Genomic DNA, 23,652 nt, shown 5'->3' with positions numbered 1-23,652 from the left:
AGACTTGTTTTCGGCTCCATTTCTCGCCTACGGTCATCTGCATTCGGACGGATCGCCGAATCCTGCCACCGTCCGAAAGACCGCCTATTCACCCGTCGGCAGGAGCGGGGGACCCACTTTTCTCTCCGGTTCGGAAAAAATCCGGATCGGATCGGGGTGAAGTCGCACGCGTGCGGCCGGGCATCTCCAGCCCGAACCCGACAGCTCACCCCGCAGGCGCCGGAGAGGAACTCGTCATGCCCGCACACGGTAAGCACCGGCGCCCCAAGTCACGCCCTCTGACCCGGGGCATCGCCCTCGCGAGTACGGGCGGCGCCGCACTGGCCCTGCCCCTGGTCGCGACCGCCGCCGCCCACGCCGCTCCCGCCACGGCGGCCGGCGCCCCCACCGGAATCACCGCGGAGAAGGCCGCCGCGAGGACCGTCGAAAAGATCAACGAAACGCTTCCCGCAGCGCCCCGAACCGCCGCCCAGAAGTACACGGTGGCGCGCGGTGACTCCCTTTCCGTGATCGCTGAGGAGCAGGGCGTTCCGGGCGGCTGGAAAGTCCTGTACCGCATCAACCGCAGCGCCGTGGGTGACAACCCGTCACTTATTCACCCTGGTCTCGAACTGACGATTCGCAAGCAGTCGGCGACCGCGCCCGAGGCGCAGCCGAAGACGAAGGCGAAGGCCAAGGCGAAGGCCGAGGTGGAGCCCAAGAAGGCCGCGACGTCCGCCACCGACCGCGCCAGCCGTTCCCAGGAGCGCGGCGCCGCCCCCGGCCAGGCTCCGGCCGCCGCTCCGGCCGCCCCCGCGGCCGCCAAGCAGTACACCAACGACCTCGACGGCTGGATCCGGGAGTCGCTGGACGTCATGGCCCGGTACGGCATCCCCGGCACGTACGACGGCATCCACCGCAACATCATGCGCGAGTCCTCGGGCAACCCGCAGGCGATCAACCTCTGGGACTCCAACGCCGCCAAGGGCACTCCCTCGAAGGGCCTGCTCCAGGTGATCGAGCCGACCTTCCTCGCCTACCACGTGCCCGGTACGTCGATGGACCTCTTCGACCCGGTCGCCAACATCACCGCCGCGTGCAACTACGCCGCCGACCGCTACGGCTCCATCGACAACGTCAACGGCCCCTACTGATCCGGCGCCACCCAGGGGGCTCCGGGCCGTCGGCCCGGAGCCCCTTCAGCGTGCGATGTCCGCCTTCGGACCCATGACGACGACCGGTTCCTTCCGCGGATCCAGGGCGCGCAGGAGTCGCGGCATGACCTCGCGGGGAAGCGAGACGCACGCCTGGGTGGGCCCGCCGTGGTCCACGTGGATCCATACACCTCCGCCCCGCCCGAGTCCGAGGGGCCGCTTCTTGTTGAGCGGGGTCGTACCGGGGACGCGGTTGTAGTCGATGGCGATCACGTAGTCGAAGGAGCCTTCCAGCGGCTCTCCGGCGAAGCCGGTGCCGTCGAGCGCGAACTCCTCGTCCTGGTCGTACGGCAGCAGTGTGCCCGGGTCGGGCAGTCGCCCGCCGGCGTCCCCGATGCGGAACACGCCGATCGGGGTGCGCAGATCGTCCGCCACATGGTGGGTGGTCCAGCCGCGCAGCGCGTTGTGCGCGGACCACGGTCCCGCCACGCGACGCCACTGCTTTCGTTCGTCGCGTTCGTAGAGCACGGCGGTGGCCCGGTTGGTGTCCGCGGTCTCTCCGACGACGACGAGGGCCTGACCGGTGCCGTCGGGAACCCGCGCGCGGGTGAGCGGGCCCACTCCCGGGATGCGGTCGGCCGAGGACGGTGTTCGCAGGGGGGCCGGGCGGTCGTGGGGTGCGGCGTCTCGTTGGCCGGGCGGTCCCGCCGCTCCCGTGATGGGCGGCAGGGGTGGTGTCTTCGTGCAGGCGGCGAGGAGCAGCGCTGCGCACAGGGTGCTCATCAGCGCTCGGGCGGCGGCCTTGCGGACGGGCATGGGACAGCATCCTCCGAGGTTGGGGGAAGCAACGCAGCGATCCGTACCCGATCCGCGTCCCACTCTGTCCCCCGGCCCGCACACTCACCCGTCCAGGGCACGCGACCGGCCGATGCCCCGGTGGCGGCGGCGCCCTCGTCCGGCCCGGGACGGCGGGCCGGGGCGGGTGTTCGCCCTGCGGACGAGGGTCAGGCGGCGAGCCCCAGTCGCTGGCGCACCACGATCGCGTTGAGGCGGATCGCGTACGGGGCGACGTCCGCGATCTCCAGGGCGCCGACCCGGGCCTTGTCGAGGCCGACGGTCACGTCGATGCAGAAGGCGATCGCGTACATGTACGCGCCGGTCTCCTCGTCCTGCAGCGCGAAGAACAGGTCCCGGTAGTAGCTGGTGCGGTCCTCCGCCTCTTCGTAGTACGAGAGCCCCGGCTCGCCCTCCTGCGCGGCGAGGCCGGTGAACGCGTGGACCAGCTCCTTCTCGATGGTGCCCCAGAAGGCGGCGTCCGCGAACTCTCCGGGGAGCGCCTGGCGTACGGCCTCCTTCAGGGAGAGCACCATGACCATCACGGGGGCGTTCTCCTGAAGTCCCCAGCCGCGGACCATCTTCACGATGTCGCTGTCGGGTATGGCGGCGGCCGCCTCCCTGATGTTGTCGAAGTCGAAGTTGACGGTCGCCGGGGCGATCGCCTGCTGGAACAACCGGTCGATGGCGTGGGCCTGGTCGAGATGGTCCGGGCCCACCTCGATGACGGTCTTGAAGTCGGCGGTCAATGCTCCTCCTGCGGTGTCGCGGTGATCAAGGAGGGGTCAGTATGCCGAGGGGGCGGCCCGCGGGGCGACGGCGTCCCGCCGTGCGGACGGCGCCGGCCGCCCGAGGACCGGCAGTGCCCGCCGGCGCTCCCGCGCCGTCCCCGCCGTCGGTCCATGTCCTCGCGCCGAGCCCTGGCCGTCCGGCGTGGCACTGCCCTGCGCAGAGGTGACCTTTAGTAGACAACAGGGATGTACCACGACATTCAAAGCCAAGTAGCGGAAGAATGGCTGGAGTACCGGGGCTTCCGGTTCCTGACCCGCTTCGTGACCGCCGGCACCCGGGCGACGGAGCCCGTCGTCGTCCTCGGCGGATCCTCGCAGGACCGCTTCTCCTGGCAGCGGTACGAGCAGTGGCTCCTGCCGCACACCGGCATGCTCACCCTTGACCTCCCCGGGTACGGCGAAGCCGATCCCCTGCCGACCGGGTACGGCATGGACTTCCTGGCCGACACCGTCCGGCACGCCTGTGAAACGCTGTCGCTCGAGCGCGTCAACGTCTTCGGCGCCTGCTTCGGCGCCTCCATCGCTCTGCGCTTCGCGCAGCGCCACCCTGACCGCATCACGCGCCTGATGCTGGGTGGAACCGCCGAGGGCCTCTCCCCCCACTACATCGCCTCGGCCGAACGGTGGCGCCGCATGGTGGACGACGGCCTGCTCGAAGAGATGGCGCAGGACATGGTCGCGCAGTTCATGTCCCCGCCCGAACAGGGGACCGTCCGACGGCGGGCCGCCGTGGAACGCCTCCTGCGGGAGCGCTTCGCGAAGATGACCGACCGGCAGCTGTCCATGGACGTCACTCATCACGAACGTCTCCTGAACCATCCCTGGAGTCTGCCGGAGCCGAGGGTGAGCGCGGAGGCGGTGCTCGTGTTCACCGGCGAGCACGACACCCTCACGCTCCCGTCCATGGGCCGGAGCGTCGCCGAAGGACTCGGCGCCCGTTTCACCACCATCAAGGAGTCGGACCACCTCGTCCAGATCGAACGCGACGCCGAAGTGGCCGACCTCATGGTCCGCTTCTTCACCGACCAGCCGTACGAGACGCTGCCCTGTCTGAACCCCGTCGAGTGCTTCGACAGCCCGGTGCACCAGCCCGCGGCCGCCCCCTAAGGCCCCTTCGAGAAGTGGCCGGTGAACCAGTCGGCCGCGAGGTCGCCGACCTGTTCCAGGGTCCCCGGCTCCTCGAAGAGGTGGCCGGCGCCGGGGACGACCACGAGCCGGTTCTCGCAGCGCAGTCGCCTTTGCGCCTCCTCGTTCAGGTCGAGGACCAGAGGGTCGGCGCCGCCCACGATCAGGAGGGTGGGGGCGCGGACCTGGGCGAGGCGGGGGCCCGCGAGGTCGGGGCGGCCCCCTCGCGAGACCACCGCGGCGACGGAGGCGGACGGGACGGCGGCGGCCCGGAGAGCGGCGGCCGCGCCGGTGCTGGCGCCGAAGTAGCCGCGCGGGAGCCCTCCCGTGCCCGGCCGGTCCGCGAGCCAGGCCGTGGCCTGGCCGAGGCGGTCGGCCAGCAGCTCCGTGTCGAAGACGTTGGCCCGGTCGGCCGCCTCCTCCTCGTCGAGCAGGTCGAACAGGAGCGTTCCCAGACCGGCGCGGTTCAGGGCGCCGGCCACCGCCCGGTTGCGGGGGCTGTGCCGGCTGCTGCCGCTGCCGTGCGCGAAGAGCACGATCCCGGTGGCCCCTTCCGGTACCACCAGCCGGCCCGAGACCCGTACGGCGTCCATCGGGATGTCCACGTCCGTGTCCTGCGGGGTGACCCGGTCGGCGGGGCCGGCGGCCGTGCCGTACAGAGCGCGGTTGCGCTCCAGGTGGGCGAGGACCTCCTCCTCCGCGGTCTGGGAGAAGTCGCTGTAGAACTGGCCGATCGCGTAGAAGAAGTCGGGCTCGTGCACGGCCACCGTCTCGTCCGCCTCCCCCCGGGCCCGGGCGGACCAGCCGTGGGGCGCGACCGGGACGGCGAGCACGATCCGCGCGGCGCCCCTGGCCCGGGCCACCCGGCAGGCGGCGACCGCCGTGGCTCCGGTCGCCAGGCCGTCGTCCACCACGATGACCGTCCGGCCCTCCAGGTGGACCGGCTGCCGCGACCCGCGATAGCGCTGGGCACGCTGTGCGAGGACCGCGCGCTCGCGCTCCTCCACGTCCGCGATGTCACGGTCGGACACGCCGGTCTCGCGGAGTACCCGCTCGTTGACGACCCGTACGCCTCCCTCGCCGATGGCGCCCATGGCCAGCTCCGGCTGGTACGGCACCCCCAGCTTGCGTACGAGGCAGACGTCCAGGGGAGCGCGGAGGGCGTCGGCCACGTGGGCGGCGACGGGCACGCCGCCGCGCGGCAGCCCGAGGACCACGACGTCACGGCCCTTGAGGTGGTCCAGGCGGGCGGCGAGCTGCCTGCCCGCGTCGGTGCGGTCGGTGAAGAACATGGTGCGTTCGTCTCCCTGGTCTGGAGAGCGGTGCGCGGGGCGTGCGCCTCTCGCTCGGCGCGCGCTGCTACGCGACCGCGGCGGTCAGCGTGCCGTCCGGGGCCAGGTCCACCCGGGCGCCGCGGGGGCGGCTGATCCGGCCGAGGACGCCGTGGAGCCACCGCGTGTCCCGGTCGGAGGCGTGTTCCAGCCGCATGCGCCGGGCCTGCATGGGGATCATGCGCACCTCCTGGAGGCCGCCGTTCTCGGCCGTCACGGAGACGATGGGGACGATCCGCAGGTCGTCGCGGTACCGCTCGTAGCCCGCGATGCCCTCGTAGTCGTTGATGAGATCACCGCAGCCGTGCAGGACGAGCTTGCCCCGGTACACCTCCAGCGGCCGTGGATGGTGCGAGGAGTGCCCGTGCACGATGTCCGTACCGCCGTCGATCAGGGCGTGCGCGAAGGCGACGTCGGCGGACGTGAGGGCGTAACCCCAGTTCGAGCCCCAGTGGAGGGAGACGACGACGATGTCGCCGGGACCCTTCTCGTCCCGTACGCGCGCACTGAAGCGGGCCGCGGCGGCGCCGCTGGGCGCGGCGGCGTAGTGGACGCCGCTCCGCTCCTCGGTGGCGGCCCAGCCGGGCGGGATGCCGCTGGAGGCCATGCCGACGGCGAAGACGAGCACCCGGCCGCCGCCGGGGAGGCGGACGACCGCGGGCCGCCGCGCCTCGTCGGCGTCCCGGCCCGCTCCGGCCGTGCGCAGCCCGGCGGCGGCGAGAGCGCCGAGGGTGTCGTCGAGCCCGCGGGGGCCGTAGTCGAGTACGTGGTTGTTGGCCAGCACGCACACGTCGGGGCGTACGGCGGCGAGGGCGGGCAGATTGGCCGGGTGCAGCCGATAGTGGATGGGCTTGCCGGGGGCCGCGTCGCCGTCCGCCGTCACGGCCGTCTCCAGGTTCACTACGCGGACGTCGGGCGGATCGGCGGCGAGGGCGCCGAGGGCGTCTCCCCAGGGGTAGGCGAAGTCCACGGGCCGGGGGATCGGCCCGTTCGCGGCCTCGGCCAGCTCCACATAGGTCCGTGCATCACGCACGTACTGCTCGTGGAGGACGGGATCGGCGGGGTGGGGAAGGATCTGGTCGACTCCCCGGCCGAGCATCACGTCTCCGCTGAGGAACAGTCTGACCAGGTCAGTGCCCATACCTCCAGGGTAGACGCGGTATGAGGGGCGGACGAGCGGCCCGCGGTCCCGTGGGAAGCGGGCCGCTCGCTGCTAGAAGTTGCCGTAGTCGACCTGCCAGGTCGGCAGGCCCATACGGCGCCACACCGCGACGACGCGGTCGCGGTCGTCCAGGGAGACGCGTACGGCGTAGCGGTGGCGGACATGCGCGTCGAAGAGTTCGGCCTTGACGATGTCGTCGCCGCGGCCGTCACCGGACGCCCGCATCCACAGCTCGTCGTAGGGCACCTCGTGGTGCCGGAGCCAGGCCTCCGTCATCGCGCGGTGGTCCTCGCCGCGTCCCGAGAGAAGGACGATCGCGTCGCGGTGAGTGCTCTGGAAGGCCCGCAGGGCGTCCCGTACCGCGCCGTTGAGCGCGTCGAGGTGGCAGCGGGTGAAGTCGTACGCGCTCCGGTCGCGGCGCAGGGCGAGGGTGCCGTCGATGTCGCACATCACCGCGGACGGCAGCGCCGGATCGGGAACGTACGGCGTTACGGGGGGCCGGTCGTTCAGCCAGGCGTCGGTCAGCCGCCAGCCGCCCCGGATGGCCGTGGCGTGCTTGTCGGCGAGGACGCGGATGATCTCCTCACCGACCGGTCGTGCCCGTCCGGCGTCGCGGCGGACGCATTCCTCGACCGGCACACCGGTGAAGTCGTGGACCACGAAGGTGGCCTGGCCGGCCACCGCCGCCTTGAGACGCTTGGGGATGTGGGGCGTCAGATGGGTGTTGTCGACCACGACGTCGAATCCGCCGTCGACGGCCGCGCGCACCGCGGCGTCCTGGATGCCCAGGACGGTCTGCTCGTGCGCGTGCGAACGGCCCCGCTCGGGGGCGGGTGGGTCGAGCATGGTCCGCAGGTCGTCGAGGTTGACGCGCCGCATCCGGCCCTCGGACCGCGCCTGCAGCTCTCTTGCGGCCGTCGTCTTCCCCGAGGCCGGCAGCCCCGTCATGACATGTACGACTGGCACGGTCTCAGTTCTCCTGGTCGGTCGTGAAGGGGTCGGTCGCCTCCGGGCGCACGGCGCGCCAGACGACGAGGTCGGTCGGCCGCCCGTCGAGGCGCAGGAACATCGCCGCCCGCAGACCCTCGTCGCGCAGATCGCGTACGGCGCGGGCGAACGCGGCCCGGTCGGCGGCCAGATGGGCGATGCTCCGGTAGGCGTCGTCGATGGCGCGCCGGCGCACCTCCGCCTCGTCCTCCAGGCGCGCGATCACGCCGCGCACCCAGGTGTCGAACTCGTCCGGCACCTGTTCGAGCAGGGCGTCCAGCGGCCGGCCGCCCGAGGCCCTGATGCCGTCGAGCTCGGCGACCGAGCAACCCAGACCCTGGGCGAGCCGCTTGGCGGACATCCCGGCGAAGCGCTGGATGCCGTGGCTGCGCCAGATGTCCCGTTCGGTGACCCCGGTCAGGACCTTGTGGAGCCGTACGTACTCGGACAGTTTCGCCTTCGCCCGTACGCCGGAGGCGAAGCGCAGCACGAATCCCTCGGCGTCCATGCCGGTGGCCGCGCGCCCGCCGGGCAGGGTGTTCGACTCGGTCATCGCGACCAGCTCGTCGATCTCCATGGCGGGCCACACCGTGACGACGGAGCCGATGTCCTGCCAGTGGGCGGCGGCGTCGGCGAGCGGTATCTCGGTGCCGTCGGCGGCGAAAGCCGCGAGGAGCACGAGGTCACGGCGGTCGCCGTAGTCGACGACGATACGATTCTTCGGGTAGAGGATCTCCGCCAGGTAGGTCACCCCGGGGACCAGCGCCGCCGTGTCGGTGCGGTCGAGCCGGCGCTGCGCCCAGGTCGCCTGCGCGCTGACGAACGAGCCCTTGGAGGCGACCCGCCACCGGCCGGCGTAGTGGAAGACCACCGCCAGGCTGCCGTCGACCTTGTCGTAGACCTCGAACGGCTCGTCGGGCAGAGCGGGCGCGTAGGGCTGACCGGCCTCGTGCTCACCGATGTTGAAGAACTTCGGCAGGGGCAGGGCGACGATCTCCCCGGTGACGTCGTCGGCGACGAGCCCGCGGCAGCGCGTGGTGACCCTGTTCCAGATTCGCTCGTACTGGCACGCGCGTGTGTACGTGTAGATCGACAGCGGCAGTTCGGGGTGCGCCTTGCGCGTGACGTGCCCGGCGTCGAGGGCGGCCGCCAGTTCCCCGGGCGGCAGCAGACGGTGAAGAGTCAGGGTGCCCTGGCTCATGGGTTCCTCCTGGTTCGTGGTGACTCATTGTCATGTACGTGAACCCATGGGCGACAGCGAATAAGGCGTGGGAGCGGCCGCCCGCCGGCTCGTGGCCGGCCGCAACTGGATCGCCGCCTCCGGCGTCCCAGTCATCGGCGCACCCGCCCCGCGCCGATGACAGCCGATCACAGGCGACGACAGGGGCACCGGAGAGGACGGCAGGGTCTTGGCAGAGCGGACGGCGGCTCCGGGGGTACGGCGGCGCCGTGGGCTGATCACGGCGGCGGTGACGGCCGCGCTGGGTTGCGTCCTGCTGCTCCACTCCTCGCTCCCCCGGCTGCCGGGTCATCCCGTCGGCCTGCTGGAGACCTTCCTGCCGTGGCTGGGGCTCGCGGTGCCGGCCGGGCTCGTCCTGGGGGCCGTGCGCCGCTCGGGCGTCGCGGTGGTGGCCTGCCTGGTGCTCGCGGCCGTGTGGGCGGGGGTGTTCCGCGACGCCCTGCTGCCTCGGGAGCTGGACACGTACGACATGACGCTGGTGCAGCACAACGTCAGCGACGAGAACACCGACCCCTCGCGGGTGGCGCGGACCGTCCTCGGCGCCCACCCCGACCTCGTCGCTCTGCAGGAGCTGACCCCCGCCGCTCTGCCGACGTACCGCGCGGCGTTCGCCCGGACGCATCCCCATCACGCGAGCGTCGGCACGGTGGGGCTCTGGTCGAAGCACCCCCTGGAGGACGTCACCCGTGTCGACATCAAGCCACGGGCGATAGGCCCGGGCTGGGATCGGGGGCTACGCGCCGTCGTGCGAGCGCCGGGCGGGGACATCGCGGCCTATGTGGCGCATCTGCCGTCGGTACGGATCCGCCTCACCGAGGGGTACGCGACGGGGTGGCGCGACGAGAGCGCGGCTCTGCTCGGTCGCGCGCTCGCGGCCGAGCGGGAGGACAGGGTCCTGGTTCTCGGCGACCTCAACGGCACCCTGGACGACCGAGGGTTGAGCCCGGTGACCTCGCATGTCCGGGGAAGCCGGGCGGAGTTCGCGTTCAGCTGGCCGGCCGGGCTGCCGCTGGCCCGTATCGACCATGTGCTGGCGCGCGGCGCGAAGGTCGTCGAGACGTGGACGCTGCCGGACACCGGGAGCGACCATCTGCCCGTCGGGGCGCGGGTGCGGTTCTGAGCGGTCGATCGGCAAGGAGACGCGATCGGGAATCAGGTCAGGACCACACACCCTCGGCGCCGGAGCTCGGTCACGAGCGGCAGTTCGGGGTCGATCTCGTTCCACCGCAGGTCCAGCTTCTCCAGCGACGGCATCCGCGCGAGCCACTCCGGCAGCCGGTCGAGCCGATTGCTCCGCAGGTCGATCTGGCGCAGCAGAGGCAGGCGGGACAGGGAGTCGGGCACCTCGGCCAGAGCGTTCTCCCGCAGGTCCAGGTGGCGCAGCTCGCGCAGGCCGCCGACCGACTCCGGCAGGCGGCCGAGCTCGTTGCCGCGCAGCCACAGCTCGCGAAGGCCGGCGAGGTGGCCGATGGAGTCGGGCAACGAGGTCAGCCGGCTGTGCTGCGCCCGCAGTTCGACCAGTCCGGTCATGTCGCCCAGGGTGTCGGGAAGGGCGGAGAGCGGATTCTCGCCGACGTTCAGATAGCACAGGTTCGTCAGGCGACCCAGGCCGGCGGGGAGCCGGGTCAGCTTGTTGTCGTGCAGATAGAGGCAGTCGCTCAACGCCGGCAGATCGCCCAGTTCCTCGGGCAGTTCGGTGAGGGCGTTGTGGCCCAGGTCGAGTGTGCGCAGCCGCGTCAGCCGCCCGATCTCGGGCGGGAGCGCTGTCAGCCCGTTGTCCGCGAGGATGAGGACGCGCAGTTCGGTGTGGTGCCAGACCCACTCCGGCACATGACCGAGTCGTCGGCGCCACAGGTTCACGGTGAGGCTCACGTCAGGCTTCCCTTCACCTCGGGGCGGGCACCGGCGGTGCTGCGCCGACCTTGCCACAGGGACACGGAGTGATTCCGCGATTTCCCCCCGGCGGCGGTGTCCTTCACGAAGCGGGGTAAGCGGCCTACACACCGAGCGGTCAAGCGAAGGAGAAGACCATGGTCATAGCCGTAGTCATCGGAGTATGTGTCCTTTTGTTCGCTCTGGGACTTTTGGTGCCGAAGCTGTCGCACGGCCCGCAGAGAGGGACACAGAAGTCTTTGGGGATAGGGGCACGAGGCGCCAACAAGGCTCCCGGCTTTCTCGGCCGCTGGCTGAGCAAGCCGTTCCACAGCAGTAACCGCGCTGCCGGGCGCAGCGCTCGCGCCGGGCGGAAGGGCCGGTCCCGCTTGCCGTTCTGACTCCGCACGCGGGATCGCCGGTCCCCCGCGCCCGGGGCGTCGTCCATCGGATAAGATCCGGGCTCGGGAGCGGCCGCGCGGTCCCGGCAGAAGTCGACCGGGCAACGGTGAGCGGCCGCCAACGCCGACGTAGGAGACCAGAGCGTGGATGCCCCACACGACGCGGACGGGCCCTGCCCCGTGCCGTCGCCAGGCAGGGCTCTGCTGGAGGTAGGTCCCTTGTCCGGTCGTCGAGGAGTACGCGCCACGGGCGAGATCAACGTACTCACCCGCCCTTCCTGGGAAGCCGCCTTGTCGGCCATGGCACGGTGCCACGAGGACGTCTCCTACGTGGAAATGTCGGAACTGCAGTTCGTCGACGTAGCCGGTGTGGCGGCGCTGGCGGTCACGTCGCTGAACCTGTCCGGTGGCCGCCTCGTTCTGGAAGAACCGCCGTCCGAGCTACGGCGCATATTGGATATTTTCTGGCCCGATCTGCCGACCATTGAGGTGGTGCCGCGATGAGTACGGTCGCCACTGGGGAGTCGTTCCTGCACCCGGCGCTGTTCTACCGGGACGAGCAGGAGTACACAGCCGGAACGGTGCCTTTCGTACAGGAGGGCTTGGCCGCCGGAGAAGCCGTGGCAGTCGCCGTGCCCGGCCCGAACCTGGAACTGATCAAGTCCGCCCTCGGGTCGAGCGCGGACGAGGTCCAGTTCCTCGACATGACCGAGGTCGGCCGCAATCCCGGCCGGATCATCCCGGGAGTGCTGAGAGCGTTCGCCGACGCCCACGGGGAAGGCCGCGTCCGCATCATCGGCGAGCCGATCTGGGCCGGCCGCACCGCCATGGAGTATCCGGCGTGCGTGCAGCACGAGGCACTGATCAACGCGGCCTTCCAAGGCCGAGACGCGACCATCCTGTGCCCCTACGACACGGTGCGCCTGGATGCCGAGGTGATCGCGGACGCCTGGGCCACGCATCCCACGGTCATCGACCAGGGCCGTGAACTGAGCAGCGAGGCCTACGACTGGCACACGGTCGTCGCCCGCTACAACGAGCCTCTGGCGTATCCGGTGGGCGCCGCCGCCCTCGCGTTCGGCGCCGAGGAGCTTCCAGCGGCCCGCTACTTCGCGGTCAAGCAGGCCGAGGTTCTGGGCCTGGCCCGGGACCGGGAAGAGGATCTCGCGCTGCTGGTGGCGGAACTGACGACCAACAGCGTGGTCCACGGCGGTGGTTCGGGCACCCTGCGGATGTGGGCGGAAGGCGAACGGATCGTGTGCGAGGTCAGGGACGGGGGCCGCCTGGCCGACCCGCTCGCCGGCCGCCGACCTCCGGCACGTGGCCAACTGGGTGGGCGTGGTCTCCTTCTGGTCAACTACCTCGCCGACCTCGTCCGGGTCCACACGGCCGAGGACGGCACGACCGTCCGCTTCTACCTCAACCGCTGATCGTCCCGCGCCGCTACAGGAAGCGGCGTATGAGGAGGACGGCCGCTTCCCTGGCGCGCTGCACGGGTGAGCGCTTCTTCCAGCGGCCGTCGCTGATCTTCTCACTCGCTTCCAGGTCGCGGTCGAAGTGCTCGTCGAGCGTGGCGGTGAAGGTCTCGTCCAGGATGGCGAGCATGACCTCTTCGTCGTGGTCGAGCGACCGTCGGTTGAAGTTGGTCGAGCCGATCAGGGCAGCGGTCCGGTCCAGGGTGATGACCTTGGCATGCATCATCGTCGGCTGGTAGTGGTAGATCTTCACGCCACAAGCGGTCAGGATCTCGTAGAAGCGTTGCCCGGCCAGCTGGCACACCCGCTTGTCGGTGTGAGGGCCCGGGAGCAGGATCTCCACCTCGACCCCGCGCCGGGCCGTCGCGCACAGCAGCTCGGCGAAGTAGGCGTCAGGGGCGAAATAGGCGGTCGCCAGACGAACCCGCTCCTCGGCGGATTCGAGCATCACGCGAATGAGCGTCTGCATGTCCTGCCAGCCGATGCTGGCCGACCCGCGCACCACCTGCACCACGGCATCGCCCTGCGGCTCGTGCTCGACGAAGCGGTCGCGCTCGTCGAAGAGTTCGTCATGGCACTCGGCCCAGTTCTGGGCGAACGCGGCGGCGATTCCGTCCACCGCGGGGCCCCGTACTTCGACGTGGGTGTCGCGCCATTCCCTCTCGTTGCGGGCATCGCCGCACCACTCCTCGGCGATCCCGACGCCGCCGGTGAAGGCCACGTGCTCGTCCACGACGAGGACCTTGCGGTGGCAGCGGTGGTTCTGCTTGAACGGTGAGAGAAGGAGCGGTTTACGGAACCAGGACACCTGGACCCCGGCCTGCTCCATCGCCACCAGCTGCTCCTTCTCGATCAGCCGGCTGCCGAACCCGTCCAGGAGCAGACGCACCCGTACCCCTGCGCGGGCCCGCTCCGCCAGGGCACGGGCGAAATCACGGGCTATGTCCCCGCGCCAGTAGACAAAGGTCATCATGTCCACGGTGTGCTCGGCGGAACGGATCGATGCCAGCATGGCCTCGAAGATCTCGTCCCCGTTGCGCAGGGCCGTCACGGAGTTCCCCTCCGTGGCAGCGATGCCGATCAGCCGCTCCAGGCGCCGCCGGAGGCGGTGCTTGCGTTCATCGGACGGCGGCGGAGGGGCCGGATCGCCGGGGGCGTCCTGACTCGACTCCCGCATCTCGTACGTACTTGTCATGACTCACCTGGCCGTCAGAGGAGGGATGGGCGCCGGTGGGAGACACCGGCGCCCGAGCTCACTGAGTGGTGAGCATGCCTTCGCGGAGCTGCTTCAACGTGCGGGACAGCAGGCGGGAGACGTGCATCTGGGAGCATCCGAGGCGTTCGCCGATCTGGGACTGGGTGAGTTCTTCGACGAAGCGCATATGGAGGATCTGCCGGTCGCGGTCGTCGAGTCCGGCGATGAGGGGCGCGAGGGCGTTGAAGTCCTCGACGAGTTCCATGGCGGGGTCTTCGGCGCCGATGAAGTCTGCGAGGGCGGCCTCGCCGTCCTCGTTGTCGCCGTTGATCGCGGCGTCGAGGGAGGCGGAGTTGTATCCGTTGGAGGCCAGACGGGCTTCGATGACCTCTTCCTCCGACAGGCTCATCAGCTCGGCCAGCTCCTTGACCGTGGGGGTGCGACCGAGCCGGGTGCCCAGCTCCTCGGTGGCGCGGGCGAGCTCCACACGCGCCTCCTGGAGACGGCGCGGGACGTGAACGGCCCAGGAGGTGTCACGGAAGAACCGCTTGATCTCGCCGACGACGTAAGGGACGGCGAACGTGGCGAACTCGACCTCACGAGACAGCTCGAAGCGGTCGATCGCCTTGATCAGGCCGATCATGCCGACCTGGATGATGTCCTCCATCTCGTCGGCGCCACGGCTGCGGAAGCGGCCTGCCGCATAGCGGACGAGCGACATGTTCATCTCGATGAGGGTGTTCCGCGCGTACTGGTACTCGTGGGTGCCCTCTTCCAGCACCGCCAACTGCTCGAAGAACAGCTTCGACAGGGTACGGGCGTCCTTCGGAGCAACCTGGAGCGGATTGTCGACCGACGGCAGGCACGCCACATCGTTCTCCACCCGCGTCCTCTTAGCCGTCGTCAACACTCTCGGGCCCCTCCCTCATCGACCAGCACTCATCTCGACCCCCGTGGGAGCGCGCCTACCCCCAGCGCAGCCGGGCATGCTTGCGCGCTCCTGATCGGCGACCGGGACAGGCCCGGCCGGCCTCCCCCGGTCAGTGGGGCGCCGACCGTGCGCGGCGGGGCCAGCCGTAGCCGTCGATGAACTGGTCCAGGACGGGCGAGGTCCCGGTGGCGAGCAGGACGCAGGCGTCGATCCCGTCGGCGAAGGACGCGCCGGGGCCGCCGACGGCTCGCTCCATCCGCTCCTGGGAGCTGATGCCGATCAGACCGCCGTCGACGATGTGCTGCCACACCGTGGCGTACCGCCTGCCGGGGAGGACCAGTTGGGCCGTGCCGGCGGCGGGGCGGGGGCCGAGGAAGCGCAGGTGCAGCTTGAGCAGCGGGTCGTGGCCGCCCATGCCGGACCAGCCGGTGGCGACCTCCATCCGGCCGTACGTGTCCGCGGCTCCCGCCTCGTCGAGGATCGCGAACGCCTCGCGGAGCTGCGGTATGACGCCGAAGGTCCGCTCGTCCTCGTGGACGTAGACGACGAAGAGCGGTTCCAGCGGTGCGAGGCCCGATCCGTCGCCCGCCGACATGATGCCGGCCGCGGCGACGAACACCGTGCCGGCCAGGAAGTCCTGGCGGTGTCTGGCCTCGTCCTCGGGTGTGAAGGACGTCTTGCGCAGATGGGGCTCGTGTGTCGGCCGTGTCGGCTCGTCCTGGTTCACGGCGGGGAGGCTTCCCCTCGCCGCCTGCCGTACACCTCGGTCGCGCCCTGGCGCACCCGTACGCCTCCGTGCGCCGGGCGCGGGCCGCTCACCCCGCCGACGGACCGTTGGAGGAGCCGGTGGACGGGCCGCTCCAGTCGGCGGGGATCCGGGCGAGCCGGACGCGCTGCGGGTGATCGCCGACGGCGACGGTGGCGATCTTGCGGCCGGTGGCGAAGTCGATGGCCGTCACCCGGTCCGCGCCGCTCTCGGAGATGACGCAGGAACGGCCGTCCCCGCTGACGGTCGCCCAGTAGGGCTTGGACGCCTCGACCAGCGGCCCTTCCTGGAGCGTCGCCCGGTCGACGACCGTGGCGTAGTCGTCCATGGTGCCGGCGACGCAGAGCCGCTTGCCGTCCGGGCTCATCGACATGCCGTGGTGGCGGGAGTCGTTGACCCAGGTGGTGCGGTTCGGGTCGGTCGCCGCGTTCTCGGGGAGTTCCTTGACGCGGGTGATCCGGTCGGCGGCGACGTCGTACTCGACGAATCCGTTGAAGAACGAGACCTGGAAGTAGAGCGTGGACTCGTCGGGGGTGAAGGCCACCGGCCGTACGGCGTCGGAGAGGTCCTTACGGCCGAAGGCGTCGAGACGGGCGCGCATGTCGACGACCCGTACGGGTTCGAAGGTGCGGGCGTCGACGACGGTGATGCGACGGTCGCCCTTGGTCCAGTCGAGCCACGGCTCGTCCAGGGCCGTGGTGACTTCGCCGATGGACATGTTCCAGAGGTGGCGGCCGTCGGCGCTGAAGACGTTCTCGTGCGGCTTGTCGCCGGTGGTGAACGAGCCGACCTCCTCGCCGGTGACGATGTCGAGGACGTGCACCGTGTTGGAGGTGGAGGCGGAGACGGCGACGCGGGTGCCGTCGGGTGAGACCGCCATGTGGTCGGAGCGGAAGCCCGAGACGGGGAAGCGCCAGTTGATCGCTCCCGTACGCAGGTCGAGGGAGACGACGTCGGCGAAGCTGGGGCGGGAGACGACCATGGCCGAGCCGTCCGGTGTGGCGTACATGTCGTCGACGAACTGGTCGTGCCCCTCGCCGGGACCCTGCCGGATGCCGAGGAAGTAGGCGAGCTTCACGGGGTTGAGGCCGATCTCCCACATCCGCTGCTCGCGGTCGGGGATCACATTCAGGCGGCCGATCCGCCGGAAGTCGCCGGTGGAGCGGATGACGTCGGCGGTGCCGTCCCAGTTGTTTCCCACGAACATCACCTCCCGCAGGCCGGTGGCGCCCTGGTCGCTCGGCGCCGCGGCCACGGTTCCGCCGTTGCCGGCGGTGATCGCGAGGACGGCGGCGAGGGAGCCGAGCAGGAGGCGGCGCGCGCCGCGACCTGTACGGGGAGCAGACATCCGGGTTCCTTCCAGGAGACGGCCGGGCCGCCGACGACCTTGCGGCGAAAGCGAGTTACTCGAAAGTAAGCAGTTGTCGCCGCCGCCACAAGAGTCGGTGCGGAACAAGTCGGATCGCCGCGACGACCGCACGCGCCGGGCGGAGCCGGGGAATAGGTCCAGGTGGTCGGCGGTTCTCGCCTGGCGTGGCACTTCGCCGCACCCGGTTCGGAAGGAAGCTCCATGAAGATCGGCATCATCGGCGCGGGGAACATCGGCGGCAACCTCACCCGCCGGCTCACCGCACTCGGTCACGACGTCTCCGTCGCCAACTCCCGCGGCCCGCACACCCTCACGGCCCTCGCGGAGGAGACCGGTGCGACGCCCGTCCCCGTCTCCGAGGCGGCGCACGGCGCCGAGATCGTGGTCGTCACCGTCCCGCTCAAGGCTGTCCCCGACCTCCCCGCCGGACTCTTCGAGGGTGCGGCGGACGGCTTCGCCGTCATCGACACCGGCAACTACTACCCGCAGCAGCGCGACGGTCGCATCGCCGCCATCGAGGACGACGGACTGACCGAGAGCCGCTGGACGGAGAAGCATCTCGGGCACCCCGTCATCAAGGCCTTCAACGGCACCTACGCCGACGACATCCTCGACAAGCCGCGCCCGGCCGGCGATCCGGAGCGGATCGCGCTTCCGGTGGCGGGCGACGACGAGGTGGCCAAGAAGGCCGTACGCGAGCTGATCGACGAACTGGGCTTCGACACCGTCGACGCGGGCGGCATCGACGACTCCTGGCGCCAGCAGCCGGACACCCCGGTCTACGGCCTGCGCGGCGGGGTCGAGGCCGTGACACAGGCCCTCGCCGAGGCCTCGCCCGTACGGCCCGAGGCGTTCCGCGGCTGACCGTTCGCTTCGGGCGCCGACCAGGAGGCCCGGCGCGCGGCTGCACTGCTCGCGCGGTCGCGGTCCGTGCCGTTCCTCCTGGCCAGCGGCGCTCCTTTGGACGTTCCGCCGACGGCGTACCGCGTCCCTGGTCGGGAACGCGCCTTGCGAACGGCGGGCGTTGACGGATTGGATCATCAACGCCCCGCACGGCTTCCGGCTCAGGACCCGGTACAGAAGGAAGCGAATGCCACCCATGCTCGACGGCTGCACGCCCTGGCCCGAGGAGTTCGTCGACCGCTACTGGGCGGCCGGGCACTGGCGTGGCAATACGCTGGACAATCTGCTGCGCGGCTGGGCGCTGCAGTACGGCCCGAGGACCGCGCTCGTGCACGGCGGCACCCGTATCACGTACGCGCGTCTGAACCGGCGCGTGGACCGCATGGCCGCGGGGTTCCGGCTGCGCGGCTTCCGGCCCGGACAGCGGGTCGTGGTCCAGCTGCCGAACGTCCCGGAGTTCGTCGTCACCGTGTTCGCGCTGATGCGCGCCGGCGCGGTCCCCGTGCTCTGCCCCCTCTCGCACCGCACGGCCGAGGTGTCCCACCTCGCGCGGCTCACCCAGGCGGCCGGGTATGTCGGTCCTTCGACGTACCAGGGTTTCGACCACACGGCGATGGCCGCGGAGATCGCGGCCCGATGGCCCTTCCTGCGCCGGGTGTTCACCTTTGAGGCATCAGGCTCGTCGTCCCTGTCCGGCGGCCTGACGACCGACCCGTCGGGCTGTCACTACTCTCCGCTGGGCTCCCTCGACGCCCCGCCCGAGCCGCCGCTCGCGCAGAGCGCCGACCAGGTGGCGTTCTTCCTTCCCTCCGGTGACACCGTCGCGGCGCCCTGGCTCGTTCCGCGTACCCACAACGACTACGCCTATCAGGCGGGGGCCGCCGCCGAGTCGGTGGCGCTCATCGAGAACGACGTGTATCTCGCCGCGCTGCCCGCCGCGTTCGACTTCGCCTTCGGCTGCCCCGGCGTCGTCGGCACGCTCTCCGTCGGCGGCACCGTCGTCCTGGCCGAGGACCCGGACCCGGCCGAATGCCTCGCGGTCATCGGACGAGAGCGGGTCACCCTCACGTCGCTGACGCCCTCCGCCGCCCAGCTCTTGCTCGACGCGCTGCCCACGGTCCAGGCCGATGTGAGCGCTCTGCGTCTCGTACAGATCGGCGGCGGACCCCTGGACCGGGCGACCGCCGAACGGATCGGCCCCGAACTGGGCTGCCGTCTGCAGCAGGTCTTCGGCATGCCCGAAGGGGTGCTCACCCTCACCCGGCCCGCCGACCCGGACGAGACGGTGCTCACCACGCAGGGCCGCCCCCTCTCACCCGACGACGAGATCCGTATCGTCGGCGGTGACGGCGAGGACGTGCCCGACGGGGAGCCCGGCGAACTCCTCGCCCGCGGCCCGTACACCCTGCGGGGCTACTACCGGGCGCCCGACCACAACGCCCGCTCGTTCACCGGCGACGGCTACTTCCGCACCGGCGTCCTCGCGCGGCGCACCTCGGACGGCGACCTGGTGGTGACCGGCCGGCTCAAGGACGGCCTACGGCCGGGCTGATCGCGTAGATCGGCCTGGCGGTCACGGTCGGAGCCGGCCCGTACACCCCGCAGAACCGTCCGACCTGGGATGCGGCAGGATGAGCGCATGAACGAACAACGGGGAAGCACAGAAGGCCAGTCGATCGCGGATCTCGCCCGGCGACTCGTCGCGGCGGACACCGGCGGCTGGACGCCGGACGGGGTGAGGGCCTTGGCGGCCGAGCTCGGCTGGGCCTGGAGCGGTACGCCCGACAAGCCCGTCCTGATCACCGGCCGGCCCTCGGGTGACGCCCGCCTGCGGCCGGTCGGCACATACGAGAAGCGTTACGCCGACGGCGAGTCGTACGTGGAGCTCGCGGTCCCGGTGGCGACCGCCGCACCGGACGCCGCGGCGCAGGCCGCGGCCTTCCGCGCGGTCAGGGAGGAGTTGACCGCCGCGCTGGGCAAGCCGTCCGTCATGGGTTCGCACGGAGACATGGGCCCCTTCTACGACAGCGGGCCGCTCTGGGGCGCCCCCTTCGCGCGTTGGCGCGGCCGGCCGGACACCCTGGAGCTGCGCGCCGGGGCGTCGGGGCCGGAGCTGGTCCTGCAGCCCACCGACCCGGCGGAGAACTGGTTCTGGCGTCAGGGCATCGGCGAGGAGCACTCGATCAGCGGCTTCTTCGGCAGCAACCGCGACCAGGCCAACGCCGGTCTCGGCTTTCCCGGCGGCTGGACCGCGCAGAGCTGGGAGACCGTCACCCGGTCCCTCGGCAGCTTCCTGGGGGCACTGCCCGCCGAGGCCACCGCCCTCGGCATCGGCATCGGGATGCCGTTCTACGGCCGCACCGGAAACGGCTCGCCCATCCTCTTCGACGTGTCGTGCGGCGACCGGCTGTCGATCGGCTGCTTCGCCCCGGACGGTGTCGATCCCGCCGCGCTCGGCTGGGGCACGGTCGCCCAGCACCCCGGCACGGCGTCGGTCTGGAGCGACGACGATCCGGTGTGGCGCGTGGACGCGGGCGGCCCCGGCGAACCGAAGGGCCGCGCACTCGCGGAGATGCTCGTGGCGACGGCCAGGACGGCGGGGGTGAGCGAGCCGGCGGATCTGATCGTCGGCGGCGAGGCCGAGTACGTGGACGGCTACCACGTCCGGTACTACGGTCTGGGCCTTCCCACCGGCTGACCCGTCCAGGAGAGCACCCGCGGGCGTTCCCGCAGGCCGCCAGGCCCATGGCGGCCTGCGGGCGTCACAGCTGCCGCGCGCGGCCGGCGCGTACGACACGCGCCGCGCCGACCGCCCGCCCGTGCCGCACCGACCGCACACCGGCGCCCGCCCTGCGCAGTGCCCGTCCCCCGCAGGTGCGCAGCTGGGAGCGGGAGAGGCGGGCCCGCTGGCCGCCGCTGGTGATCAGGGCGTTGACCGGCGTCATCGGATCGGCTCCCACCGACTTCGCGAGCAGAACGCCGACGACCAGCGGGACGAGCGCCACGGCCAGCGCCGAGCCGGTGGTCGTGACGTGCTGCATACGGCGGTTGCGCCGGGTGTCCGAGGTCATGATCCGTATCGAACCAGCGCGGGCCGGGGCCGGGTATCGGACGCCGTACTCAGTTCACCGTCCGCGGCTACTCAGTCCGTACGGCCGGAGGAGGCGGAACTCCGTCCGCGTGAGGGCCGCTTCCGACGCGGGGCGTACGGGCGGCCGGACCGGCGCGTCCCCCGGCGGGCCGGGTACGGTGCCGTTGCGTGGACGGTCGACCGCACCGTACCCCGGACGAAGGAGCACCGAAGTCATGGCCGACTACCGCATCGAGACCGTCCGCAACGGCTACCGCGACTGGACCGCCCGCAACGACCGCGGCGCCGAGGTCCGGATCGGTGCGGCGGACGACGACTCCACCCAGCCGTCGTTCACACCGGTCGAGCTGCTCCTGGCGGCGATGGGCGGGTGCGGCGGTCTGGTGATCGACCGCACGGCGCGCGCGGTGGACCACGACGACCTCCGCATCGTGGTGGAGTCGGTCTCGGGGCCGGAGGACGACGGGCGGGTCGGCCGGATCAGGGTGAGTTACGAGTTCGAGCTTCCGGAGAGCAATCCGCGAGCCGCCGAGGTCTTCGCACGGGGCGTCCGGCTGACGCACGCGAAGCACTGCACGGTGAGCAGGACCGTGGAGCACGGCGCCGCTGTGGAAGCGGTCCTGCCGGACGGCACGGTCGGCTTCCGGGCCGGCTGACGACCCGGTGCCGGAGTGTCCCGGTTTGGGATCGTGGCGCGCGGTGACACGCAGGGAGTGACGCGGACGCCGACGACCGGGAGGAGACGACCGTGACCCTCGAAGGCAAGCATGTGCTCGTCATGACGACGAACTACGGCACGGAGCAGGACGAGCTGAAGAAGCCCGTGGCGGCCCTGCGGGAGGCGGGCGCGCGGGTGACCATCGCGGCCCAGAGGCCGGAGACCGTGCAGACCCTGGTGTCCGACCGGAAGCCCGGTGACAGCGTGCGGCCGGACACGACGTACGGCGAGATGTCGCCGGACCGGTTCGACGCCGTGGTGGTGCCCGGCGGGACCATCAACGCCGACCACCTCCGGATGGACGAGGCGGCGTGCGAGCTGGTGACGTCGTTCGCCGAGGCCGGCAAGACGGTGGCGGCGATCTGCCACGGGCCCTGGCTGCTCGTCGAGAGCGGCCTGGTCAAGGGCCGCGAGCTGACCTCGTACCCGTCCTTGCGGACGGATGTGACCAACGCGGGCGGGACGTGGGTGGACCGGCAGGTGGTCGTCGACTCGTCCGAGGGCTTCAAGCTGATCACCTCGCGCAAGCCGGGCGACCTGGAGCCCTTCTCCCAGGCGATCATCGAAGCGCTGGGAGGGAGGGAGTCCTGAGGAGGCCCGGGCCGGGGGTTCCGGGCCGAGGAGATCCGGGCCCGCGTTTTCCAGGTCGCGGAGTTCCGGGCCGCCGAGTCCTGGGCTCCGGCGACGGCGTGTCGGCCGTCGCCGGGGCCCGTTGCGGTCGGCTCGGTGTGACCGGTCAGGTCAGCCAGATCTCGCGGACGTGCCTCAGCGGGTCGTGCTGGACGCGCGGCTCGGCGTCCCAGACCATCGTGGCGCGGATCTCCGCCGTGTAGGACGGCCACCCCTCCCCCGGGTCCTGGTCGCACACGAAGGAGACCCAGGCCCGGTGCATCGCATCGGCGAGCGCCCGCGGCGGCGCCTCGCCCGCCGCCGCCGTGACGCCTTCGGCGTCGAGCAGATCGAAACCGAACGGCAGGTCGAGACAGTGGAAGGCCATGCCGTTGACGGGTGACCGCCATGCGAACTCGTACAGCCAGGTGGGCCGTTCGCGTACCGCGCGGGCGTCGGCGACGGCGAGGGACGGCGCTCGGAACGTGGTGTCGGTGAGCGCCTGACCGAACAGCCGGGCAGGGTCGCCCGAGGCATACGCGGCGGTGAAGGCCGCCACCCCGTCCGGGTCGAGGCCCAGGGCGCCGAGCAGCTCCGGCAGCGGCGGCCCGTCGGGTCCCGGAGCCGGGGCGCCGTTGAACTCGTGCGCGGTGAACCCCAGCAACAGCGGCACGTCCGCGCCCGCCTCCCCCGAGGTGAGCGCGTCGAAGACCGGCTCCGGGATCAGCACACCGTCCGCGAAGGGGCCCAGGGACAGCAGCGGCGGCAGCCCGGCACGGTCGGGGCCCGGCTCCCCCAGCCGGCCCTGGAGCTCGAGGAGCTCGTCGTCACCGAAGCCGCGCAGTGCGGCGGCCGCGGCGGGCACTCCGGTACGGGCGGTGAACAGGCGGGAGGCCGCACAGGCGACCTCGGGGCCGTCGGGCCGCATCACCGCGCCGGAGACGGACAGCGCGCCGCGGAAGAGGCCCCGGGCGGCGGGCACGGCCAGCAGCGTCTGTACGGCGCCGCCGCCCGCCGACTGCCCGGCGATGGTGACCTTGGCCGGGTCGCCGCCGAAGCGGCCGATGTTGTCCCTGATCCACTCCAGGGCGGCGATCCAGTCGAGGACGCCGCGGTTGTCCGGCGCGTCGTCGAGGTGCAGGAAGCCCTCGATCCCGAGCCGGTAGCCGAGGGAGACCAGGACGACGCCGTCCCGGTTGAAGGAGGACCCGTCGTACCAGGGACTGGCCGCCGAACCGGCGACGTACCCGCCGCCGTGGATCCAGACGAGGACCGGCAGGGCCGACGCGGGGGCGGTGGTGGGAGTGAAGACGTTCAGGTTGAGCACGCCGCCGCCCGGAAAGGACGGTTCGGGGATGGTGGTGACCGCGGCGAACGGGCGGCGCTGGGCGGTCGAGCCGTAGGCGGTGGCGTCGAGGGGCTCGTGCCAGGGCTCGGGGGGTACGGGCGCCGCGAACCGGAGGCCTCCGACGGGCGGCTGGGCGTAAGGGATCCCGAGGAAGCGCAGACTGCCGTCGGCGCGGCGCTCTCCGCGGACCGGGCCGTACGCCGTGTCGACGACAGGGGCGGCGTCACCCGCCCACCGGGGGCGGGCGGGCGGTTCCTCGGGAGGGCGCGGAGGGGTCGGGGCGGACATGGGCGTGCCTTCCTGACGGGCGGCGGCGGGCGGGCGGTGTGCTTCGGTCGGGGTCGTCCACAGCCTCGGGCCCTCGCCGGGGG

At 71.6% G+C, this 23,652-nt stretch carries 24 protein-coding genes and 1 riboswitch; of the genes, 11 read left to right on the top strand and 13 right to left on the bottom strand.

Annotated elements, in window-relative coordinates:
* Positions 1–71: 71 nt before the first annotated feature.
* Positions 72–232, top strand: a riboswitch (cyclic di-AMP (ydaO/yuaA leader).
* Between the two features lie 4 nt (positions 233–236).
* Complete coding sequence (locus ACIRB4_RS23720; protein ID WP_403294140.1) at positions 237–1,133, top strand: transglycosylase SLT domain-containing protein; 897 nt, start codon at positions 237–239, stop codon at positions 1,131–1,133.
* Positions 1,134–1,178: 45 nt separating this feature from the next.
* On the opposite strand, the gene ACIRB4_RS23715 is transcribed toward ACIRB4_RS23720, so the two are convergent.
* Complete coding sequence (locus tag ACIRB4_RS23715; RefSeq protein WP_403294139.1) at positions 1,179–1,949, bottom strand: hypothetical protein; 771 nt, start codon at positions 1,947–1,949, stop codon at positions 1,179–1,181.
* Between the two features lie 188 nt (positions 1,950–2,137).
* Complete coding sequence (locus ACIRB4_RS23710; protein ID WP_403294138.1) at positions 2,138–2,716, bottom strand: Type-2Aa cytolytic delta-endotoxin; 579 nt, start codon at positions 2,714–2,716, stop codon at positions 2,138–2,140.
* A gap of 228 nt (positions 2,717–2,944) precedes the next feature.
* On the opposite strand from ACIRB4_RS23710, the gene ACIRB4_RS23705 reads away from it, so the two are divergent.
* Positions 2,945–3,865 carry an alpha/beta fold hydrolase gene (locus tag ACIRB4_RS23705; RefSeq protein ID WP_403294137.1) on the top strand — a complete coding sequence of 307 codons (921 nt, stop codon included), beginning with the start codon at positions 2,945–2,947 and terminating at the stop codon, positions 3,863–3,865.
* Here the strand turns inward: ACIRB4_RS23705 and ACIRB4_RS23700 are convergent.
* The 4 genes from ACIRB4_RS23700 to ACIRB4_RS23685 form a co-directional block, all read right to left on the bottom strand.
* Positions 3,862–5,175 carry a phosphoribosyltransferase family protein gene (locus ACIRB4_RS23700; protein WP_403294136.1) on the bottom strand — a complete coding sequence of 438 codons (1,314 nt, stop codon included), beginning with the start codon at positions 5,173–5,175 and terminating at the stop codon, positions 3,862–3,864. The two genes, ACIRB4_RS23705 and ACIRB4_RS23700, sit on opposite strands and share 4 nt — an antisense overlap.
* Positions 5,176–5,242: 67 nt before the next feature.
* Positions 5,243–6,355 carry a CapA family protein gene (locus ACIRB4_RS23695; RefSeq protein ID WP_403294135.1) on the bottom strand — a complete coding sequence of 371 codons (1,113 nt, stop codon included), beginning with the start codon at positions 6,353–6,355 and terminating at the stop codon, positions 5,243–5,245.
* Positions 6,356–6,427: 72 nt separating this feature from the next.
* The gene (locus tag ACIRB4_RS23690; protein ID WP_403294134.1) at positions 6,428–7,342 is read right to left on the bottom strand and encodes an AAA family ATPase; all 915 of its coding nucleotides are present in this window, start codon (positions 7,340–7,342) and stop codon (positions 6,428–6,430) included.
* Positions 7,343–7,346: 4 nt separating this feature from the next.
* Entirely contained in the window at positions 7,347–8,564 is a 1,218-nt protein-coding gene (locus ACIRB4_RS23685) for an RNA ligase (RefSeq protein WP_403294133.1), read from the bottom strand.
* 208 nt (positions 8,565–8,772) lie between these two features.
* Here ACIRB4_RS23685 and ACIRB4_RS23680 point away from each other — a divergent pair, with 208 nt between their 5' ends.
* The gene (locus ACIRB4_RS23680; protein ID WP_403294132.1) at positions 8,773–9,723 is read left to right on the top strand and encodes an endonuclease/exonuclease/phosphatase family protein; all 951 of its coding nucleotides are present in this window, start codon (positions 8,773–8,775) and stop codon (positions 9,721–9,723) included.
* A gap of 32 nt (positions 9,724–9,755) precedes the next feature.
* Here the strand turns inward: ACIRB4_RS23680 and ACIRB4_RS23675 are convergent, their stop codons facing one another.
* Positions 9,756–10,475 carry a leucine-rich repeat domain-containing protein gene (locus ACIRB4_RS23675; RefSeq protein ID WP_403294130.1) on the bottom strand — a complete coding sequence of 240 codons (720 nt, stop codon included), beginning with the start codon at positions 10,473–10,475 and terminating at the stop codon, positions 9,756–9,758.
* Positions 10,476–10,633: 158 nt separating this feature from the next.
* Between ACIRB4_RS23675 and ACIRB4_RS23670 the strand changes: the two genes are divergently transcribed.
* The 3 genes from ACIRB4_RS23670 (at position 10,634) to ACIRB4_RS23660 (ending at position 12,306) form a co-directional block, all read left to right on the top strand.
* Complete coding sequence (locus ACIRB4_RS23670) at positions 10,634–10,876, top strand: DUF6411 family protein (RefSeq protein ID WP_403294129.1); 243 nt, start codon at positions 10,634–10,636, stop codon at positions 10,874–10,876.
* Between the two features lie 219 nt (positions 10,877–11,095).
* On the top strand, positions 11,096–11,380 hold the full coding sequence (locus ACIRB4_RS23665; RefSeq protein WP_403294128.1) for an STAS domain-containing protein: 285 nt from the start codon (positions 11,096–11,098) through the stop codon (positions 11,378–11,380).
* Complete coding sequence (locus ACIRB4_RS23660; RefSeq protein ID WP_403294127.1) at positions 11,377–12,306, top strand: anti-sigma factor RsbA family regulatory protein; 930 nt, start codon at positions 11,377–11,379, stop codon at positions 12,304–12,306. Before ACIRB4_RS23665 ends, ACIRB4_RS23660 begins: the two co-directional genes overlap by 4 nt.
* A 13-nt stretch (positions 12,307–12,319) precedes the next feature.
* Here ACIRB4_RS23660 and ACIRB4_RS23655 read toward each other — a convergent pair whose 3' ends face one another.
* From ACIRB4_RS23655 to ACIRB4_RS23640, 4 genes are all read right to left on the bottom strand, one after another.
* Complete coding sequence (locus tag ACIRB4_RS23655; protein WP_403294316.1) at positions 12,320–13,528, bottom strand: phosphatidylserine/phosphatidylglycerophosphate/cardiolipin synthase family protein; 1,209 nt, start codon at positions 13,526–13,528, stop codon at positions 12,320–12,322.
* Positions 13,529–13,604: 76 nt separating this feature from the next.
* On the bottom strand, positions 13,605–14,429 hold the full coding sequence (locus ACIRB4_RS23650) for an RNA polymerase sigma factor SigF (protein WP_403294126.1): 825 nt from the start codon (positions 14,427–14,429) through the stop codon (positions 13,605–13,607).
* 157 nt (positions 14,430–14,586) lie between these two features.
* Positions 14,587–15,204: a hypothetical protein gene (locus ACIRB4_RS23645; RefSeq protein WP_403294125.1), complete on the bottom strand. Its 618-nt coding sequence runs from the start codon at positions 15,202–15,204 to the stop codon at positions 14,587–14,589.
* Between the two features lie 88 nt (positions 15,205–15,292).
* The gene (locus tag ACIRB4_RS23640) at positions 15,293–16,591 is read right to left on the bottom strand and encodes a YncE family protein (RefSeq protein ID WP_403294124.1); all 1,299 of its coding nucleotides are present in this window, start codon (positions 16,589–16,591) and stop codon (positions 15,293–15,295) included.
* Positions 16,592–16,771: 180 nt separating this feature from the next.
* Here ACIRB4_RS23640 and ACIRB4_RS23635 point away from each other — a divergent pair, with 180 nt between their 5' ends.
* The 3 genes from ACIRB4_RS23635 to ACIRB4_RS23625 all read left to right on the top strand — a co-directional run bounded on the left by ACIRB4_RS23635 (position 16,772) and on the right by ACIRB4_RS23625 (position 20,213).
* Complete coding sequence (locus ACIRB4_RS23635; protein WP_403294315.1) at positions 16,772–17,476, top strand: NADPH-dependent F420 reductase; 705 nt, start codon at positions 16,772–16,774, stop codon at positions 17,474–17,476.
* 226 nt (positions 17,477–17,702) lie between these two features.
* Positions 17,703–19,067 carry a (2,3-dihydroxybenzoyl)adenylate synthase gene (locus ACIRB4_RS23630; protein WP_403294123.1) on the top strand — a complete coding sequence of 455 codons (1,365 nt, stop codon included), beginning with the start codon at positions 17,703–17,705 and terminating at the stop codon, positions 19,065–19,067.
* 87 nt (positions 19,068–19,154) lie between these two features.
* Positions 19,155–20,213: a hypothetical protein gene (locus ACIRB4_RS23625; protein WP_403294122.1), complete on the top strand. Its 1,059-nt coding sequence runs from the start codon at positions 19,155–19,157 to the stop codon at positions 20,211–20,213.
* Positions 20,214–20,277: 64 nt separating this feature from the next.
* Here ACIRB4_RS23625 and ACIRB4_RS23620 read toward each other — a convergent pair whose 3' ends face one another.
* A complete protein-coding gene (locus tag ACIRB4_RS23620) occupies positions 20,278–20,586 on the bottom strand; it encodes a hypothetical protein (protein ID WP_403294121.1) in 309 nt (102 codons plus the stop codon).
* Between the two features lie 235 nt (positions 20,587–20,821).
* Here ACIRB4_RS23620 and ACIRB4_RS23615 point away from each other — a divergent pair, with 235 nt between their 5' ends.
* Complete coding sequence (locus ACIRB4_RS23615) at positions 20,822–21,262, top strand: OsmC family protein (protein WP_403294120.1); 441 nt, start codon at positions 20,822–20,824, stop codon at positions 21,260–21,262.
* A gap of 92 nt (positions 21,263–21,354) precedes the next feature.
* Positions 21,355–21,915 (top strand): type 1 glutamine amidotransferase domain-containing protein, encoded by a 561-nt coding sequence (locus ACIRB4_RS23610; protein WP_403294119.1) that lies wholly within the window; start codon positions 21,355–21,357, stop codon positions 21,913–21,915.
* 145 nt (positions 21,916–22,060) lie between these two features.
* Here the strand turns inward: ACIRB4_RS23610 and ACIRB4_RS23605 are convergent, their stop codons facing one another.
* Positions 22,061–23,569: a carboxylesterase/lipase family protein gene (locus ACIRB4_RS23605; RefSeq protein ID WP_403294118.1), complete on the bottom strand. Its 1,509-nt coding sequence runs from the start codon at positions 23,567–23,569 to the stop codon at positions 22,061–22,063.
* Positions 23,570–23,652 lie beyond the last annotated feature (83 nt).

Source organism: Streptomyces sp. NPDC093600 (genome assembly GCF_044764755.1).
Taxonomy (GTDB): domain Bacteria; phylum Actinomycetota; class Actinomycetes; order Streptomycetales; family Streptomycetaceae; genus Streptomyces.
Note: the sequence above shows the minus strand (reverse complement) of the source record. Positions and strands in the feature narration are given on the sequence as shown.